Annotated in this window: 16 protein-coding genes; 8 read left to right on the top strand and 8 right to left on the bottom strand. The window is 62.9% G+C overall.

Annotation, left to right across the window (positions count from 1 at the left end):
* Nucleotides 1–9: 9 nt before the first annotated feature.
* Nucleotides 10–633, bottom strand: a complete 624-nt coding sequence (locus BUE39_RS11510) for a TetR/AcrR family transcriptional regulator (protein ID WP_073428781.1) — start codon at nucleotides 631–633, stop codon at nucleotides 10–12.
* 146 nt (nucleotides 634–779) lie between these two features.
* Between BUE39_RS11510 and BUE39_RS11505 the strand changes: the two genes are divergently transcribed.
* Complete coding sequence (locus tag BUE39_RS11505) at nucleotides 780–1,199, top strand: hypothetical protein (protein WP_073428780.1); 420 nt, start codon at nucleotides 780–782, stop codon at nucleotides 1,197–1,199.
* A 19-nt stretch (nucleotides 1,200–1,218) separates the two neighbouring features.
* Here BUE39_RS11505 and BUE39_RS11500 read toward each other — a convergent pair whose 3' ends face one another.
* On the bottom strand, nucleotides 1,219–2,178 hold the full coding sequence (locus BUE39_RS11500) for a LysR family transcriptional regulator (protein ID WP_073428779.1): 960 nt from the start codon (nucleotides 2,176–2,178) through the stop codon (nucleotides 1,219–1,221).
* Nucleotides 2,179–2,330: 152 nt separating this feature from the next.
* Here BUE39_RS11500 and BUE39_RS11495 point away from each other — a divergent pair, with 152 nt between their 5' ends.
* From BUE39_RS11495 to BUE39_RS11480, 4 genes are all read left to right on the top strand, one after another.
* Nucleotides 2,331–4,073, top strand: a complete 1,743-nt coding sequence (locus tag BUE39_RS11495) for an IlvD/Edd family dehydratase (RefSeq protein WP_073428778.1) — start codon at nucleotides 2,331–2,333, stop codon at nucleotides 4,071–4,073.
* Between the two features lie 181 nt (nucleotides 4,074–4,254).
* Nucleotides 4,255–5,607 carry an MFS transporter gene (locus BUE39_RS11490; RefSeq protein ID WP_073428824.1) on the top strand — a complete coding sequence of 451 codons (1,353 nt, stop codon included), beginning with the start codon at nucleotides 4,255–4,257 and terminating at the stop codon, nucleotides 5,605–5,607.
* 259 nt (nucleotides 5,608–5,866) lie between these two features.
* Entirely contained in the window at nucleotides 5,867–7,558 is a 1,692-nt protein-coding gene (locus BUE39_RS11485) for a purple acid phosphatase family protein (protein ID WP_073428777.1), read from the top strand.
* Nucleotides 7,559–7,767: 209 nt separating this feature from the next.
* Nucleotides 7,768–8,208 carry a hypothetical protein gene (locus tag BUE39_RS11480; protein ID WP_073428776.1) on the top strand — a complete coding sequence of 147 codons (441 nt, stop codon included), beginning with the start codon at nucleotides 7,768–7,770 and terminating at the stop codon, nucleotides 8,206–8,208.
* A 227-nt stretch (nucleotides 8,209–8,435) separates the two neighbouring features.
* On the opposite strand, the gene BUE39_RS11475 is transcribed toward BUE39_RS11480, so the two are convergent.
* Both BUE39_RS11475 and BUE39_RS11470 read right to left on the bottom strand, forming a co-directional pair.
* On the bottom strand, nucleotides 8,436–8,870 hold the full coding sequence (locus tag BUE39_RS11475; protein ID WP_073428775.1) for a YeeE/YedE family protein: 435 nt from the start codon (nucleotides 8,868–8,870) through the stop codon (nucleotides 8,436–8,438).
* A 1-nt stretch (nucleotide 8,871) separates the two neighbouring features.
* Nucleotides 8,872–9,306 carry a YeeE/YedE family protein gene (locus BUE39_RS11470; protein ID WP_073428774.1) on the bottom strand — a complete coding sequence of 145 codons (435 nt, stop codon included), beginning with the start codon at nucleotides 9,304–9,306 and terminating at the stop codon, nucleotides 8,872–8,874.
* Nucleotides 9,307–9,497: 191 nt separating this feature from the next.
* On the opposite strand from BUE39_RS11470, the gene BUE39_RS11465 reads away from it, so the two are divergent.
* Nucleotides 9,498–10,091, top strand: coding sequence for a nucleoside 2-deoxyribosyltransferase (locus BUE39_RS11465; protein ID WP_073428773.1), 594 nt, complete (start codon nucleotides 9,498–9,500; stop codon nucleotides 10,089–10,091).
* On the opposite strand, the gene BUE39_RS11460 is transcribed toward BUE39_RS11465, so the two are convergent.
* The 4 genes from BUE39_RS11460 to BUE39_RS11445 all read right to left on the bottom strand — a co-directional run bounded on the left by BUE39_RS11460 (nucleotide 10,069) and on the right by BUE39_RS11445 (nucleotide 13,796).
* Nucleotides 10,069–10,830, bottom strand: a complete 762-nt coding sequence (locus BUE39_RS11460; protein ID WP_073428772.1) for an enoyl-CoA hydratase — start codon at nucleotides 10,828–10,830, stop codon at nucleotides 10,069–10,071. The genes BUE39_RS11465 and BUE39_RS11460 overlap by 23 nt on opposite strands.
* Complete coding sequence (locus tag BUE39_RS11455; protein WP_073428771.1) at nucleotides 10,827–11,993, bottom strand: CaiB/BaiF CoA transferase family protein; 1,167 nt, start codon at nucleotides 11,991–11,993, stop codon at nucleotides 10,827–10,829. The genes BUE39_RS11460 and BUE39_RS11455 overlap by 4 nt, the downstream gene beginning before the upstream one ends.
* 164 nt (nucleotides 11,994–12,157) lie before the next feature.
* On the bottom strand, nucleotides 12,158–13,048 hold the full coding sequence (locus BUE39_RS11450; RefSeq protein WP_073428770.1) for a LysR family transcriptional regulator: 891 nt from the start codon (nucleotides 13,046–13,048) through the stop codon (nucleotides 12,158–12,160).
* A 277-nt stretch (nucleotides 13,049–13,325) separates the two neighbouring features.
* Nucleotides 13,326–13,796, bottom strand: a complete 471-nt coding sequence (locus tag BUE39_RS11445) for a hypothetical protein (protein WP_073428769.1) — start codon at nucleotides 13,794–13,796, stop codon at nucleotides 13,326–13,328.
* A gap of 521 nt (nucleotides 13,797–14,317) precedes the next feature.
* Here BUE39_RS11445 and BUE39_RS11440 point away from each other — a divergent pair.
* Both BUE39_RS11440 and BUE39_RS11435 read left to right on the top strand, forming a co-directional pair.
* Nucleotides 14,318–14,899 (top strand): PAAR domain-containing protein, encoded by a 582-nt coding sequence (locus BUE39_RS11440; protein WP_073428768.1) that lies wholly within the window; start codon nucleotides 14,318–14,320, stop codon nucleotides 14,897–14,899.
* Nucleotides 14,896–15,699, top strand: a complete 804-nt coding sequence (locus BUE39_RS11435) for a hypothetical protein (RefSeq protein ID WP_235004858.1) — start codon at nucleotides 14,896–14,898, stop codon at nucleotides 15,697–15,699. The genes BUE39_RS11440 and BUE39_RS11435 overlap by 4 nt, the downstream gene beginning before the upstream one ends.
* The last annotated feature ends 6 nt before the right edge of the window (nucleotides 15,700–15,705 follow it).

Raw genomic sequence — 15,705 nt, 5'->3', positions numbered from 1 at the left:
GCGGCGAACCTACAGGCTGCTTTTCTTCACGGCACGCGGCGCGCGTGCGGCACGCGGCTTCGTTTTGGTTTCGGCAGCCGCGGGCCATTGGCTATCGTCGAGCAGGCGATCGAACAGACGGCCGCGCTCTTTCTCCGAAAGCGGGCTAAGCCCCAACAGCGTCGTAAACACGAGACCGCGGGCCGCCGACCAGCGCAGCAGCGCCAGATCGGGATCGGCGGCCTCGGCCTTGATCCGCTTGACCTTCTGCGCGCTCATTTCCTTCGTGACGGACAACAGCGTGGGGTCCTCGACCAGCGCGGCGAGAACGGCGAACCCGCCGGCCTGCGGATTCTCGGCGGCTTCGCGCATGGTCGCGATCTCGGCGGCGAGATTGGCCTCGGGCGTCGTGTCGCCGGCTTGCGCGAGGTAGCGCTGCGAGAAGTTTTCGAAATGCGCGATGTCGTGCTCGAGCAGCGCCTTCAGCACGTCCGTCTTGGTGCGGAACTGATGCATCAACCCGCCCTTGCTAATGCCGCTCTCGCGCGACATCGCGTCGAACGTGAGCTGACCCGGACCGTCGCGAGCGATGATGGTGAGCGCCGCCTGAAGCGCCGCTCGGCGGGAGCGTTCGGAACGAGTGGGGTTGTCCATGAAGTGTGTGGTGCGTGGTGCGATGTGCGCGGTTGATGTTGTAGTGATCGACGGTCTTCTGCCGGGCCGCGATGTCGGTTACTCTTTATTTTACAGTCCATGAGCGTGCCGACTGCAGGTCGCTCGATTCCGACACGGAGGTAGGCATGGAGCCCACATGGCAATTCCAGTTGAGGATCACCGTCTCGCCCGAACTGGCGGACGCCGTGCGCCGCGAGCCTGCGAACCCGCCGCACGCGGCGCTTCGCGGGATTCTACGCAGGCATGACGCGACGTTGAAATGCCAGTTCGACGCATTCGCCGACTACGTGAGCGAAGCCGAAAGACTGGGCACCGAGAACTTTCCGCTGCATCAATGGACGCGGGCGACCATCGAGAATCCGGAGAAAAAGGCGAAGTACTTGCAGTCTTTCACGGTCTACGTGAATGGCGAAGAAGTCTACGACAAGGAAATCGCGGACGTCATCGAAGCCGAATTGCTCGCGTTGACGGGCGAGGGCGCGATCCGAAGCGTCTCAAGGTTCGATTCCAATCCGGCGAATAATCCGCAGCCGCCCCAACGTTAAGGTCCGCGCCAGGGTCCGCTTACATCGACCTTTCGGCGCCCGTGTACAACTCGCCCGCCGCCCGCTTCAATCCGCGCACGACCTGCGCCGCCGCCGGCGACAACAGCTTGCCCGTGCGCGTGATGATGCCGAAGTCGTCCATTCGCAGCGGCATGCGCAGCGGCAGGATCGACAGCATGCCGTGCCCGGCATAGTAGTGAGCGACTTCGGCGGCCAGCACCGCGACCATGTCGCTTTGTTCCAGCAGACTCGTCACGACCAGCAGCGCCGCGCTCTCGACCACATCGGATGGGGGCGCCAGGCTTTCCCGCTGAAACATCAACTCGAAGCGATGCCGCAGCACGCTCTGCGCGGGCGGCACGACCCACGACGCGCCGGCCACGTCGGACAAGGCCAGCGACGCCGCGCCGAGCAAAGGATGCCCCGGCCGCACCACCGCGCAAACCTGTTCGTCGGCGAGCGGTTCGTAGCGCAAGTGCAGCTTGTCGTGCTCGGCGGAAAGCCGGCCGATCACCAGATCGAGCTTGTCTTGCGCGAGGCTTTCGAGCAGCACGTTGCTGTTCTCCATCTCGACGCTCACGCTCAGGCCCGGATGCTCCAGCTTGATTTGCGCGATCGCCGCCGGCAGCAGGCTGACGGCCGGCGACGTAATCGTGCCGACCGCGACGCGCCCCAGTTGGCCCGACTTCAACGCGAGTACTTCCTCGCGCGCCTGATCGAGACTGCCGACCACCGCGCGCGCGTGGCGGATCATCACGTCACCGTAAAGCGTGGGCCGCATGCCGCGCGGCATGCGCTCGAAGAGCGGCGCGTCGACCATCTCCTCGAGTTCGCGCAGCAGCTTCGACGCGGCCGGCTGCGTCATATTGAGCGTGGCCGCCGCGCGGTGAATGTTGCCTTCCTCGTCGAGCGCGACGAGCAGCAGGAGTTGCCGCGTCTTCAGGCGGGTTCGCACATACCAGGGATTCGATTCGAGCATAGGGTTTACATCAATCCATAAAACGATATCGGTTCGGCTCAAAGTTTCATTAGAAGGATATCAGGCCGATCCGTACACTCGTCATTCCAGAAGCGCCCCACCCACGAACGAGGGGCGGCAGTCGAGCAGGCACCAGCATTCAGGAAGCGAGCATGTCGGATAACACGGATAAGAAACACAAACTGCGCTCCGCGCAATGGTTCGGCACGGCCGACAAGAACGGCTTCATGTACCGAAGCTGGATGAAGAATCAGGGCATTCCCGATCACGCGTTCGACGGCCGTCCGGTCATCGGCATCTGCAATACCTGGTCCGAACTCACGCCGTGCAATGCGCACTTTCGCAAGCTCGCCGAGCACGTGAAGCGCGGCATTTATGAAGCGGGCGGTTTTCCCGTCGAATTCCCGGTGTTTTCGAACGGCGAATCGAACCTGCGGCCCACCGCGATGCTCACGCGCAATCTCGCGGCCATGGACGTGGAGGAAGCGATTCGCGGCAATCCCATTGACGCGGTGGTGCTGCTCACCGGCTGCGACAAGACCACGCCCGCCTTGCTGATGGGCGCGGCAAGCTGCGACGTGCCGGCCATCGTCGTGACGGGCGGGCCGATGCTGAACGGCAAACTCGACGGCAAGAACATCGGCTCGGGCACGGCCGTCTGGCAACTGCACGAATCGCTGAAGGCGGGCGAGATCAATCTGCACCAGTTCCTCTCGGCGGAAGCGGGCATGTCGCGCTCCGCGGGCACCTGCAACACGATGGGCACGGCCTCGACCATGGCCTGCATGGCCGAGGCGCTCGGCACCTCGCTGCCGCACAACGCCGCGATTCCCGCCGTCGATTCGCGCCGCTACGTGCTCGCGCATATGTCGGGGATTCGCATTGTCGAGATGGCGCATGAAGGTTTGACGCTGTCGAAGATCTTGACGCGTGAAGCGTTCATGAACGCGATTCGCGTGAACGCGGCGATTGGCGGCTCGACCAATGCCGTGATCCATCTGAAGGCGATTGCCGGCCGCATCGGCGTGCAACTCGATCTGGACGACTGGGTGCGCGTGGGCCGCAATACGCCGACCATCGTCGACCTGATGCCCTCGGGCCGCTTCCTGATGGAAGAGTTCTATTACGCGGGCGGCTTGCCGGCCGTGCTGCGCCGCCTCGGCGAAGCGGACCTGCTGCCGCATCCGGGCGCGTTGACGGTGAACGGCAAGGCGCTGTGGGACAACGTAAAAGACGCGCCGATCACGGATAGCGAGGTCATTCGCACGCTCGACAATCCGCTGCTCGCGGACGGCGGCATTCGCGTGCTGCGCGGCAATCTCGCGCCGCGCGGCGCGGTGCTCAAGCCCTCGGCCGCGACGCCCGCGCTGTTGAAGCATCGCGGTCGCGCCGTGGTATTCGAGGACTTCGATCACTACAAGGCGCGCATCGTGGACGAGACGCTCGACGTCGACGCGGACTCCGTTCTCGTGATGAAGAACTGCGGGCCGAAAGGCTATCCGGGCATGGCGGAAGTCGGCAACATGGGCCTGCCGCCGAAGCTGCTGCGCCAGGGCGTGAAGGACATGGTGCGCATCTCCGACGCGCGCATGAGCGGCACCGCCTACGGCACGGTCGTGCTGCACGTCACGCCGGAAGCGGCGGCGGGCGGCCCGCTCGCCGCGGTGCAGGACGGCGACTGGATCGAACTCGATTGCGACGCCGGTTCGTTGCACCTCGACATTAGCGACGCGGAACTCGCGCGCCGCCTCGAACGTCACACGCCGCCGCCGGCGCCCGCTGAAGGCGGCTACCAGCGTCTTTATATCGACCACGTATTGCAGGCGGACGAAGGCTGCGACCTCGACTTCCTGGTCGGCTGCCGGGGCGCCGCCGTGCCGCGCCATTCGCATTGAGATGAGCGCGATGAGCCCGACGCGCGAACTGCTGATTCGCGACTAGACGCGACAACGGGTAACGGGCCGCGTGGGGCCGCATGGAAGCCGCGCAAGCGCATTGAAAAAACAGACGCCACGGGCGGCAGTGTTCGACGCTGCCGCCTTGCACGGCGCAATCCGCTCAACAGGAGACATGCTCATGACAACACAAACCGCCCATGCGCAGCACGCGGCGCCCGCTCCCATCGCGGGTGCGCCGTCGAGCGATGCGGCGCGCGACGAACAGCGCATCATCGGCCTGCTGACGCGGCGGCTCATTCCGTTCCTCGCGTTGATCTACGTGGTCGCCTATATCGACCGCTCGGTCGTCGGCTTCGCGAAGCTGCACATGAACGCCGCGGTCGGCCTGAGCGACGCGGCTTATGGCCTGGGCGCGGGGCTCTTCTTCATCGGCTATTTCCTGTGCGAAGTGCCGAGCAATCTCGCGCTCGAACGGTACGGCGCGCGCGTGTGGTTCGCCCGCATCCTGGTCACGTGGGGCGTCATCACGATGGCGATGGCGTTCGTGCGCGGCCCGGCGAGTTTCTACACGCTGCGTTTTCTACTGGGCGCCGCCGAAGCGGGGCTGTATCCCGGCATTCTGTATTTCCTCACGAAGTGGTTTCCGATGCGCCATCGCGCGCGCATCATCGGCTTGCTGGTGCTCGCGCAGCCGATCGCCGGCATTATCGTGGGACCGATTGCGGGCCTGGTTCTGTCGACGCATGGCGCGCTCGGCATGTCGAACTGGCAGACGCTGTTCGTGTTGAGCGGCTTGCCCGCCGTGCTGCTGTGCGTGCCGACGTTGCGTCTGTTGCCCGAATCGCCGGCCAATGCGCGCTGGCTCGAACCGGCGGATCGCGCCTGGATCGAACGCGAACTCGCGGTGGACACGGCGTCGTATGCGTTGAAGCCGCATGGCAATCCGCTTGCCGCGCTGAAGGACAAGCGCGTGCTGCTGCTCGCGCTGCTGTTCCTGCCGTTTCCGCTGAGCATCTATGGGCTCTCGCTGTGGCTGCCGACGATCATCAAGGCGTTCGGCGTCAGCGACTCGACCACGGGTTTGCTGTCCGCCGTGCCGTATCTGTTCGCGGTCGCCGGTTTGTTTCTGGTGCCGCGTCATTCGGACCGCAAGGGCGAGCGTTACTGGCACATCGTCGTCGTCTCGACGCTGGCCGCGATCACGATGGCCGCGAGCGCATGGACGCATGTGGCCGCGCTGCAATTCCTGTTCATCTGCTTGACGGCGTTCTCGCTGTATTCGATCCAGGCGGTGGTGTGGGCGCTGCCCGGCCAGTTCCTGACGGGCGCAAGCGCGGCAGTCGGCATCGCGACGATCAATTCTCTCGCGAACCTGGGCGGCTACGTCGGGCCGTATGGCATCGGCCTCATCAAGGACGCTACGGGCAATCTCGCCGCCGGTCTGTACTTCCTGGCGGCGACGCTGCTGTTCGCTGCTGCGATGACCTTCGTCGTGCGCCGCGCGTTGCCGGCGCCGAAGGGATCCACGTAACTTTTTTGCGCTGTGCGGCCCATGTTCGCGGCGTCTCCGCTCGCCGCGCAAAGGTCGCCCGCAACGCTCTGGTGTCCGCATCGCTCGCCTCGCCTCGCTTGAGCGGTTGGGCCGTTTCATCCGCTTGTCATGGCTTCGCGACTAGGATCAACGGTCACATCCGTCGCGCACGAGTAGAGCGGTGCACTCGCGGTCCATTTTGCACGGTGCAGCCGACGTACGCGTCGACCTCCTTCCACCACCGTACAAAACACCAGACATGTCGAACAGAAAAACCGATAAGGCTTCGGCGGCCGATCAGGGCGCCAGCATCGTTTCGCGTCGCGGGTTCTTGAAGCTGGCCGGCGCATCCAGTCTCGCGACCGCCGCGGGCACGCTTTCCTCGACGGCGCGGGCCGCCGGCGGCGCACCCGACGGCACACCCGAGCAGGTCCATCTCACCTGGGGCAACGATCCGACGCGCGAGGTCACCGTGTCGTGGGCGTCGCCGGCGCAGGCGGTGAATCCGCACGTGCGCATCGGCGCGGTGGGCGAGGCGAAACGCACGGTGCATGGCATTCAAAGCACGTATACCGATGGCCTCAACGGCGAGGTCGTGTTCACGTATCACGCGCGTCTGCACGATCTGAAGCCCGATACGAGCTACGAGTATGAAGTGACGGCCGAGAACGCGGGCAACGCGGCGCAGCCTTTCACGGCGAGTTTCCGCACCGCGCCGCGCGGGCGCGCGCCGTTCCGCTGGACGAGCTACGGCGATCTCGCGACGCCCAACACCGGCTGGGTGCTGTCGTCGCCGCAAAGCCGTTTCGCGGTGCAGGCCGTCGAGCGTTTTCAGCCGCTGTTCCACCTGCTCAACGGCGACCTGTGCTACGCCAATCTGAACCCGGCGCATCAGCCGGAGGTGTGGCGCGACTTCGGCAACAACTGTCAGACGTCCGCGTCGAACCGCCCGTGGATGCCGTGCCCCGGCAATCACGAAATCGAATTCCACAACGGCGAACAAGGGTTCGCGTCGTATCTCGCGCGCTATACGCTGCCCGACAATCACACGCGTTTTCAGGGACGCTGGTACAGCTTTCGCGTGAGCTCGGTGCTGTTCATTTCGCTCGACGCCGACGATGTCGTCTATCAGGACGCGGCGGCTTTCGTGGCCGGCCCGAGTCCGCTGGTGCCGGCCGCGAGCACCGGCAATCCGCCGATTCAACCGGGCACGTCGCTGTACGTGCGCGGCTATAGCGACGGCGAGCAAACGCGCTGGCTCGAAAGGACACTGCGCCGCGCGGCCGAAGACGACGAGGTGGACTGGATCGTCGTGCAGATGCACCAGGACGCGCTGAGTTCATCGAAAACCGGCAACGGTTCGGACAAGGGCATCCGCGAAGCCTGGCTGCCGCTGTTCGACCGCTACGGCGTCGATCTCGTGTTGTGCGGCCACGATCACGACTACGAGCGCAGCTATCCCGTGCGCGGTTGCCATCACAACAAGGGCACCGATATCGCCACGGGAAGGCCGGTCGACACGTTGCAGCCGAAGCCGGTGATGTCGGCGGTGTCGCCGGGGGCGTCCACATTCGATACGAGCCACGGCACGATCCACCTGATTCTCGGCGGTGGCGGCACCAGCGCGCCGCTCGACGTGTACGGCGTGAATGTCGGCACGGGGATGCCGCAAGCGCGGATTTTCACGCGGCCCAACCGCCCGGCTCCCGGCACGACGGCGGGCACCTTCGTGCGTGCCAGTGCGGATGCGGTGGAAGACGCGATCTGGTCGGCGCAACGCGATACCGGAACCGGCTACGGCATTGCGGTGTTCGATCATGATCCGGGGCAGCCGGGCGGTGAGACGACGATCACGATGAACTACTACCACGCGCCCGGCGCGGATCAGACGCCGACGCAGAGCTATGAACTGTTCGAAACGATCGAGCTGAAGAAGAAGCGGCGGCGCTGAAGTCTGGTCGAAGCGCTGCGGGCCGCTGCCGCTGGGTCAAGGCGGCGGCCCGCCGATGCCCCGAACCGGGCGCCAGGCAGGGCGCGAGCCGATCTGGTCGCCGGATCATTTTTGTTACACCTCTTACGGACCCAGACGCGGCAAGTTACAGAGGGCTTTCGAATGGCCGGTTATACTCGGCGCCATCCTAAAAAACGAAAGACCTAACTATGTCGAACAAACTCATCCAGATGGTTGCCATTGCAGCGCTCACTGCTGCGGCATCGATGTCGGCCGTGGCCGGCGATTTGAACAATGCGCTTGGCGGCGCGGTCGGCGGTGTCGCTGGCGCCGCGCTGGGCGGCGCGGTGGGCGGCAGCACGGGCGCTGTGATCGGCGGTGCGGTGGGCGGCGGCGCCGGTGGCGCGGTCACCTCGAATCGCCGCGAACGCACGGGCGCCATCATCGGCGGCGCGCTGGGCGGCGGCGCGGGCACGGCGGCAGGCAATGCGATGGGCGGCCGCACGGGTGGCCTCGTCGGCGCAGCCGTGGGCGGCGGCGCGGGCTCGGCGCTCGGCGGCAACATCTCGCGCTCCAACTCGTACGCGGACGACTATTCGCGCGGCAGCCATTCGGGCAAGCGTCGTCACAAGCATCGCCACTACGATTAAGCAGCGCGTGAAGGCGGCGCGGTTGGCTCGAGGGCAAACCTCGGGCTCGCTGCAAATGTTCAGCAAGTTGGGGCGAACGCGCTGCCGTTACCGAATTCCGAATTCCGCATTCGCAGCGGACCGTTTTCGTTTGAAAAGAATTCAGCCGGACGATGCGTTGCGATGAACTATCTCCCGATAGTTGACGCGTCGCGGCCAACCCACGGCGGCGGCGCTTCGAATGGTAGTCAGGCCGGTTTCTCTGTTCCGGCGAAGCGTCTCTCAAGCAGAGAAAAAATCTGCATCCCAACCAGCATGGCGGCGACGAACAGCACCGCCTTGGGCTCGCCACTGCCCGCGCTCACAAGCGCGGGACCGGGGCAGAAACCCGCCAGCCCCCAACCCGCGCCGAACAGTGCGCTGCCCGCAAGCAGACGACGGTCGATACGCGTTGCCTTCGGCAACGACATCGGCACACCTAACACACTGCGCTTGAGCCGGCGCGCAATCGCGAAACCCACCACGCCGATAGCGATCGCACCGCCCATGACGAACGCCAATGACGGGTCCCAGTTGCCGGCGAGGTCGAGAAAGCCCAGCACCTTCGCGGGATTGGCCATGCCCGAAACGATCAGACCGACGCCAAATATCAGCCCGGCGAGCAGCGCGTTGAGAATCAGCATGTCAAAGCCCCAGCAGATGACGGGTGACGAAAACGGTGAGGAAGCCCGCGGCCATGAACGTCGCGGTGGCGGCAAGCGATCGCACCGATCCGCGTGAGAGGCCGCATACGCCATGACCGCTGGTGCAACCGGACGCATAGCGCGTGCCGATGCCGACGAGCAGGCCGGCCACGATCAGCACGGGCGGCGATGCCGCGATGGTGACCGCCGGTAGCGACGCGAAAAACTTGAATGCCCAAGGTGCGGCGAATAGTCCGAGCACGAATGCGGCGCGCCACAAGCGATCACGGGACGTCGTGTCGAGCAGACCGCCCAGAATCCCGCTGATACCCGCAACGCGGCCGTTGCCGAGTACGAGCAGCGTCGCCGAGAAACCGATCAGCAAGCCGCCGACGAGGGAAGGAAATGGCGTGAAGTGGGCGAGGTCGATGTTCATTTCTGGCGTCGTTTGAATTGGCCGCTGGAGAGGCTGGAAAGCAATCTAGTGTATTCCAATGTGCCGGTGCGAACGGGCGATATCGGTCATAGTCAACGTGGCGTCGGCTGCGCGCGTGCGCTCCTATAATCGGTGTCTTCGAAGGGACCGTCTGCCGCCGGTCTCGATCATCCCTCAAGGAGACGTGGAAGATGCCACGAGCCTATTGCGCCGGCCCGCTCTTCAATGCCGCCGAGCGCGCGGAAATGGATTCGATCGCCCGCACGCTGGAAGCCGCGGGTTACGCGACCTTCCTTCCGCATCGCGATGGCTTGGAGTTCGCGAGGCTGAAGCCGGAACTGGAGAAACTCGGCGCGTCGGCCGACGAAGCCGCGCGCATTCTCGACCGTGCGATTTTCAGTCTCGACACGTATCAGTTGCTCAGGCGCTGCGATGTGGTCGTCGCCAATCTGAACGGACGCGTGGCCGACGAGGGCACGGTGGTCGAGGCGTCGCTCGCCTGGCACGCGGGCAAGCCGCTCGTGCTCTTCAAGGCCGACGCGCGGTCGATGCTCGGCGGTTCCGACAATCCCATGCTGACCGGCTTGGGCGAGTTCGACGTGATCGATCGACTGTCGGCGTTGCCGCAAGCCGTTGATGAAGCCATTGCGCGGGATCGCGCGCGCAGAGTCGAGGAAACGTTGAACAGAGGCGCTGAAATTGCGTCGCTTCGCGAGGGCGGCGATGACATGACCGCGCTCGCGAAGACCTTGTACGGCGCTTTCAGGAACGCGATCCCGACGTGAAGGCGATTACGGCGTCCTTGAACCGGGCGCTGCCGTAAACCTCTTCGATCAGATCTTCGTCATCGAGCCGCTGTTCAACGACGATGCGGCGCACGCTTTCCTTCACGGCCTTTTGCGTGACCGGCGAAAGCGCGATGAGCCGCTGCGCGAGCGCATGAGCGGCGTCTTGCAATGCGTCTTGCGGGCACACGTCATAGACAAAGCCGCATGCCGACGCCTCTTGCGCCGTGAGGTAATCGGCGAGCAACAACATCTTCTTGACGCGCGGCACGCCGAGCGCCGCCTGCAAGCGCGCGATGTTGCGCGACGACAGCGTGTTGGAGAGCGTCTTTGCGATCGGCGCGCCGAAGCGCGAGGCGTCGGTGCAAAGGCGGAAATCGCACGCGGTCGCAAGTGCGAGGCCGCCGCCGACGGCCCATCCGTCGATCACCGCGATCGTCGGAATCGCAATGCGTTCGACCGTATCGATCACGCGTTCGACGAACGCCTCGTAGGCGACGCCATCGCGTCCGTCGCGGAAGTTTTTGAAGTACGCGATATCGGTGCCCGAAATGAAGGACTTGCCGCCCGCGCCGCGAAACAGAATGCAGCGCACGTCGCGGTTTTGTTCGCACTCGCCGATCGACGCGAGTAGCGACTCGTACATGTCGAGCGTCATCGCGTTATGCCGCTCGGGGCAGTCGATTAGGATCTCCGCCGCGCCTGACGGATGCAGTGTGAGTTTGACTGGCTCGCTCATGACGCCGTCCCGTTGATTTCGGCAAAGATCTCGTCGTTGTGCTCGCCCAATAGCGGCGGATGACGACGCACCTGCGGCGGCGTGCCGAGCAGTTTGACGGCAAAGCCGATGTTCTTCACCTTGCCTTCGTTGGGGTGATCGATCTCCATGCACATGCCGCGGTGCCTGGCGTGTTCGCTTTCGAACGCCTCGGGATAGGACAGAATCGGGCCAGCCGGAATGCCGGTGGCGAGCATCGCGTCGACCCAGTCGGCGCTGTCGCGCCTGGCGAATTCGTGCTCCAGTACTTCGATCATTGCTTCGCGATTCTTCAGGCGCAACGACACGGTTGCATAGTCCGCGTGATGGATGAGGTCCGGGCGCTCCAGCAGTTCGCACAGCTTCGTCCAGAGCTTCTGATTCGTCGCGCCCATCACGAAGTAGCCGTCGCGCGCCTTGACCGCCTGATAGGGCGCGCTCATCTTGTTGCTGGTGCCGAGCGGCGTCGGCGGCACGCCGGTGCCCCAGTAATCCGACATGTCCCAGATCGAGAAGGCCATGACCGAATCGAACAGCGACGCGTCGATGTGCTGACCCTCGCCCGTTTTCTGCGCGCCGATATACGCCGACAACAGACCGTACACCGCGAACAGCGCGCAGCCGATGTCCGCGACGGGCACGCCGGCCTTGACGGGTTTGCCGCCCTTGTAGCCGGTCACGCTCATGACGCCGGACATGGCTTGCGCCATGAGGTCGAAGCCTGGGCGCGAGGCCCACGGCCCGCTTTGTCCGAAGCCGGAAATGCTGACGTAGACGATCTTCGGGTTGATTGCCCTGATCGTTTCGTAATCGATACGCAGACGCTGCACCACGCCGGGCCGATAGTTTTCGATGATTACGTCAGCGGTCCTCGCGAGCTTGTAGAAGAGTTCGCGACCTTCTTCGCTCTTGAGGTCCAGCGTCACCGAGCGCTTGTTGCGGTTCAGGTTCAGGAAGCCCAGGCTGTCGGGTCCCTTCATCTTGAAGCGCATTGCGCCGCGCGTCTGATCGCCTTCGGGCGGCTCCACCTTGATGACGTCCGCGCCCAGGTCCGCCAGCAGCATGCAGGCGAACGGGCCCGCCATGACCTGGCTCACGTCCAGCACGCGGATGCCTTGCAGCGGCAGATGCTTCGATTCGCTCATTGCGGGGTTCCTCCGTAGGGCAGTGAGTTTCGTGAACCGGTCGATCACGCTTTGGACGCGGTCGCCGGCTCTTTGCCTCACTGTCCGCTACTGACAAGGTCGCCGCAAGAATGGCTGGGTCATGTCTGGTTTCGTGGCTCGCGAAACCGGAGAGGGCTTCTCGACTACGCGGGTTTGCCGAGCAATTCGGCGACGACGTTGCGCAGTGTCTGTTCCTGCGCGTGCCCCTCGACGAAGGAGAGAACGTAGCCGCGCTGGTGCCAGTCGCCCTGGAGTTCCGCCGATGCAAGCGCTTTCTCGGGATGGAAACTGCTTAAGACGTCGGGCGGCATCAAGCCGACGCCGAGGCCATGACGCACCATCGCGAGCATGGTGTCGAAGCCGCTGACGGTGAAATTGTCGGGGAACAGCCGCCCGCGGCTGCGATACGCGCGTTGCACCGCGGATAGAACCGCCGAGCCTTTGCCGAGGCTTACGATGGGAAGGTCGAGGATATCGTCGATGCCGACCGGGTCGTCGTGAAACTGGAAATGCGCGCGGCTATAGACCAGCACCAGGCGGTCTTTCTTGTACGGCGATTTGGCGAGATCGAGAAAGCCGCTTTTCTTTTCGTAGATGCCCACGTCGATCACTTTATCGCGCAGCAGTTGCTGCACGATCTTGCTGTTCTCCTCGACGATCTTCAACGTGATGCCGGGATACTTGCGCTGAATGTCGGCAATCTCGCGCGCTAGAAACTGGATGACGACGGCCTTCGGCGCGCCGATGATGATGCGCCCGTCGAGGCCATGATTGAGCGCTTGTGCGTCGCCTTCGAGGCGGTCGATGAGGTTGTCGATTTGCCGGACGTATTGCAGCAGCTTCGCGCCCGATTCTGTGACTTCGACGCCGTGCGGCACGCGCTTGAACAGCTTGGCGCCGAGTTGTTCTTCGAGATCCGACACGCGGCGGGAGGCGGCCGCTACCGCGAGGCCGAGCTTGTCGGCGGCGCGGGAGATGCTGCCTTCTTCCACGATGGCGAGGATCAGTCGGACGGTGGTGGTGTCGAATTTCAACGGGGGCTCCGGGCGTGGCTTTTCGGGCTTGGGCGTTGGGTGGTTTTGGTGCGGCGCTGGACGCGCCGGGTGTTGTTCCGCGATGCCGCGTTTTGCACATGATAGCCGGGGGTGGAGTTGGGCTGAGTGCGTGGGCATTGGTGAGCCCGCGTCGATAAAGGGGGTATCGATCCGCGGGCTGTTTTGCGGTTTTCTCGCCGGCTTGAGGTCTGGACGGATTGGCGTTTGTCGCTTCTCTTTCGTTTGTTTGTCCGGGACGTTGGGCGCGGGTGGTGCGTTAGTGCTTGAGTCGGATCGGCTGACGCGCGATGTCCGCGCTCACGCTCGACGCGCTTTTGACTTTGACGGGCGTGCGTTTGCGTGGCGTGGTTTTGGCCGGCGCCGGGGTTTCCGCCGCTATCTTCGACGCGTCCGCGAGTAGGCGCGTGGCCTGGCCGGCCGTGATGCGCGTGTGAGCGATGCCCTTGGCGTCCAGGGCGATGACCTGAAAAAGTTCGCGGTCGCAGGCAAGTTCCTGCTGGTATTGCTCGCCTGTTTGGACGAGTAATTCGAGCATGGTTCGCTGGCGGCGACGTTCGTCGCTGGTGATTGCCGGGTTTTTACAGAGCGTGGCCGCGAGGGCGACTAGCGTTTCCAGTTTGCTCATCTGCCGGTCGCATAAGTCGAAGGCGGATAGGGCGAGCTTTTCGTATTGGAGTGCGTCGACTGGCGGGCGTGATGCGGGTTGTTGTTTTGTGGTTTTGGTCATGATGCGATCTCCCTTTTTGACTTGCTTTGGGGTGCCCGACACTCGCTTTAAGGTGGTGAGCGGGCACGTGATGGGATTGGAAGACCGGGATACAAACAAACCGGCGAGCCTTGCGGCTCCCCCACCACAGCCCGCCCTTTGAAATATAGACGTGCAGAGGTAGACGCACCACCCGCGTGGGCGGGTGTGCGGTTTATATCGCAGGCTTCCAAACCAGGCCGTTGAGTGTTTCCCAAGGGCTTGGTGATTATAAGCAGGGTGAGAGGGTAATGTTCAACTGGGCGGGATAAATGGTCGGGTTTGGCTGATTGGGTAAGGCTTTGATTGGCTGACTCACGTCAAGTATTGCACGCTCGGATGCGGCGTTTCTTAAATAATCTCGGTTAGCTCACAAGCTAATAAGAAAAGGCTTATTGGCGCTCGTTTGTCAGTGGTCGTCATTTGATTTTGACGAATCTTGACTTGCTGGGTATTTAAACGCGTGCTAATTGTTAGTGAACAACTAGTTCGGACCGTTATGCATGAAACGTAGCTATCTAAAGCTAGGCGATAAGTCGTCAGCCGGAGGTGTTGTTGCAGAAGGCATCCCTCTCATGATGCACGACGGAACTGAATTGACGTTCCTCGGTGCTGTGGTTGTTTGCCCTGCCTGCCGGTCAACCGGGGTTATCGCTGAAAAGGGACCGCGCTGGCCGGACCAACTGATGGGGAGACGCCCGGCACTTGAAGGCGATATCTGCGCGTGCAAATGCTACCCACCTCCAGTGATGATTGCCTCGCAGACAGATATGACGATGAGTTTTGAATCAAAAGAGCTCGTAAGCATGGGGTTCTCGTTCAATGGCTCATTACTCGAAGCGGAGTCGACAAGTGAGCACTGGATTCGGTTTGCTCTAAACGATGCTGGCAGTTGTGACGGCTTGCGCTGCCGCGCTCACTTCGCCGATGGTTCCGTAGAAGAGGGAATTTTCGGATTCGATGACACGGTACATTTTGACCGTTCAAACGCATCGACATGCCAGAAGATAGATGTCGTGCTAGACGATGCTCAGACAAGCGGCCAGTCGGTGGTGGGTAGCATTCTGATGGCGATGGTGGGATGAATATGGCCGATATAACAGCGAACAAGAGTACGATAGCCAACGGACCTTTTAACACGCAGACAACTCACGACATAAAAAGCGCGATTCTGGAAGCTGCTATCGCGGACTATGAAGCCATCGGTACCACATTCGCAGTCAATGCAATTAGCGATGACAAAGTGCGTCAGCAATATGTCAAGCACATCAAGGATATTTCCAACGAGGTAAGGCAGGAAGTGTCACGCGGGGGGATGACGGTGAAGGAGGGCGCTGAGTATTGCAGTCAGTTGCGCGACAGGTTGTTCATTGAATACCGAAAATACACCTCGGCCGTTGGCATTGCCAAAGCTGAAAAGCTTAAACTCGACGCGCGGGGCTTTGACTACTATCTCAACAAGTATGCCCAAGCTCAGTCCGGCAAGAACTTTGCCGCCTTGACTATTGAAGAGCGCAACGCGGTCTACTATACCGTACTGAAAAAGGCTGGGGGTGCAAATGCTGACGTTACAACGAAGGTTCGCCAGTTGCGGGTCAGCGCTCGGGTTGCCATCATATTCACGGCGATTCTGGCAACAGGTGAAGTGGTCGCCGCTAAAGATAAAGTGAGAGAGGCGGCGAGACAGGGAAGCATCATTGCAGGCGGTATGATTGGAGGAAGTTTGGCTGGGCTTGCCGTTTCTTTCGTCTGCGGTCCCGCTGAACCGGCGTGTGCCATTGCCCTTGTGTTTATTGGTAGCAACCTGGGCGGCATGGCGGCTGAAGCTACGAACGATATGTACCAGGAAGAGTTGTCCGTCTTCATGCACTGGATGAACGATTGAACGGAC

The sequence above is a fragment of the Paraburkholderia terricola genome, from assembly GCF_900142195.1.
Classification (GTDB): Bacteria; Pseudomonadota; Gammaproteobacteria; order Burkholderiales; family Burkholderiaceae; genus Paraburkholderia; species Paraburkholderia terricola.
This window is presented reverse-complemented; position numbering and strand designations above follow the sequence as displayed.

Excerpts from the sequence above, each read along its gene's own strand:
- BUE39_RS11470 (WP_073428774.1), bottom strand. The coding sequence starts at position 9,306 with ATGAACATCGACCTCGCCCACTTCACGCCATTTCCTTCCCTCGTCGGC.
- BUE39_RS11445 (WP_073428769.1), bottom strand. The coding sequence starts at position 13,796 with ATGACCAAAACCACAAAACAACAACCCGCATCACGCCCGCCAGTCGAC.
- BUE39_RS11440 (WP_073428768.1), top strand. The coding sequence starts at position 14,318 with ATGAAACGTAGCTATCTAAAGCTAGGCGATAAGTCGTCAGCCGGAGGT.
- BUE39_RS11500 (WP_073428779.1), bottom strand. The coding sequence starts at position 2,178 with ATGCTCGAATCGAATCCCTGGTATGTGCGAACCCGCCTGAAGACGCGG.
- BUE39_RS11480 (WP_073428776.1), top strand. The coding sequence starts at position 7,768 with ATGTCGAACAAACTCATCCAGATGGTTGCCATTGCAGCGCTCACTGCT.
- BUE39_RS11455 (WP_073428771.1), bottom strand. The coding sequence starts at position 11,993 with ATGAGCGAATCGAAGCATCTGCCGCTGCAAGGCATCCGCGTGCTGGAC.
- BUE39_RS11475 (WP_073428775.1), bottom strand. The coding sequence starts at position 8,870 with ATGCTGATTCTCAACGCGCTGCTCGCCGGGCTGATATTTGGCGTCGGT.
- BUE39_RS11495 (WP_073428778.1), top strand. The coding sequence starts at position 2,331 with ATGTCGGATAACACGGATAAGAAACACAAACTGCGCTCCGCGCAATGG.
- BUE39_RS11485 (WP_073428777.1), top strand. The coding sequence starts at position 5,867 with ATGTCGAACAGAAAAACCGATAAGGCTTCGGCGGCCGATCAGGGCGCC.
- BUE39_RS11505 (WP_073428780.1), top strand. The coding sequence starts at position 780 with ATGGAGCCCACATGGCAATTCCAGTTGAGGATCACCGTCTCGCCCGAA.
- BUE39_RS11510 (WP_073428781.1), bottom strand. The coding sequence starts at position 633 with ATGGACAACCCCACTCGTTCCGAACGCTCCCGCCGAGCGGCGCTTCAG.
- BUE39_RS11465 (WP_073428773.1), top strand. The coding sequence starts at position 9,498 with ATGCCACGAGCCTATTGCGCCGGCCCGCTCTTCAATGCCGCCGAGCGC.
- BUE39_RS11490 (WP_073428824.1), top strand. The coding sequence starts at position 4,255 with ATGACAACACAAACCGCCCATGCGCAGCACGCGGCGCCCGCTCCCATC.
- BUE39_RS11435 (WP_235004858.1), top strand. The coding sequence starts at position 14,896 with ATGAATATGGCCGATATAACAGCGAACAAGAGTACGATAGCCAACGGA.
- BUE39_RS11460 (WP_073428772.1), bottom strand. The coding sequence starts at position 10,830 with ATGAGCGAGCCAGTCAAACTCACACTGCATCCGTCAGGCGCGGCGGAG.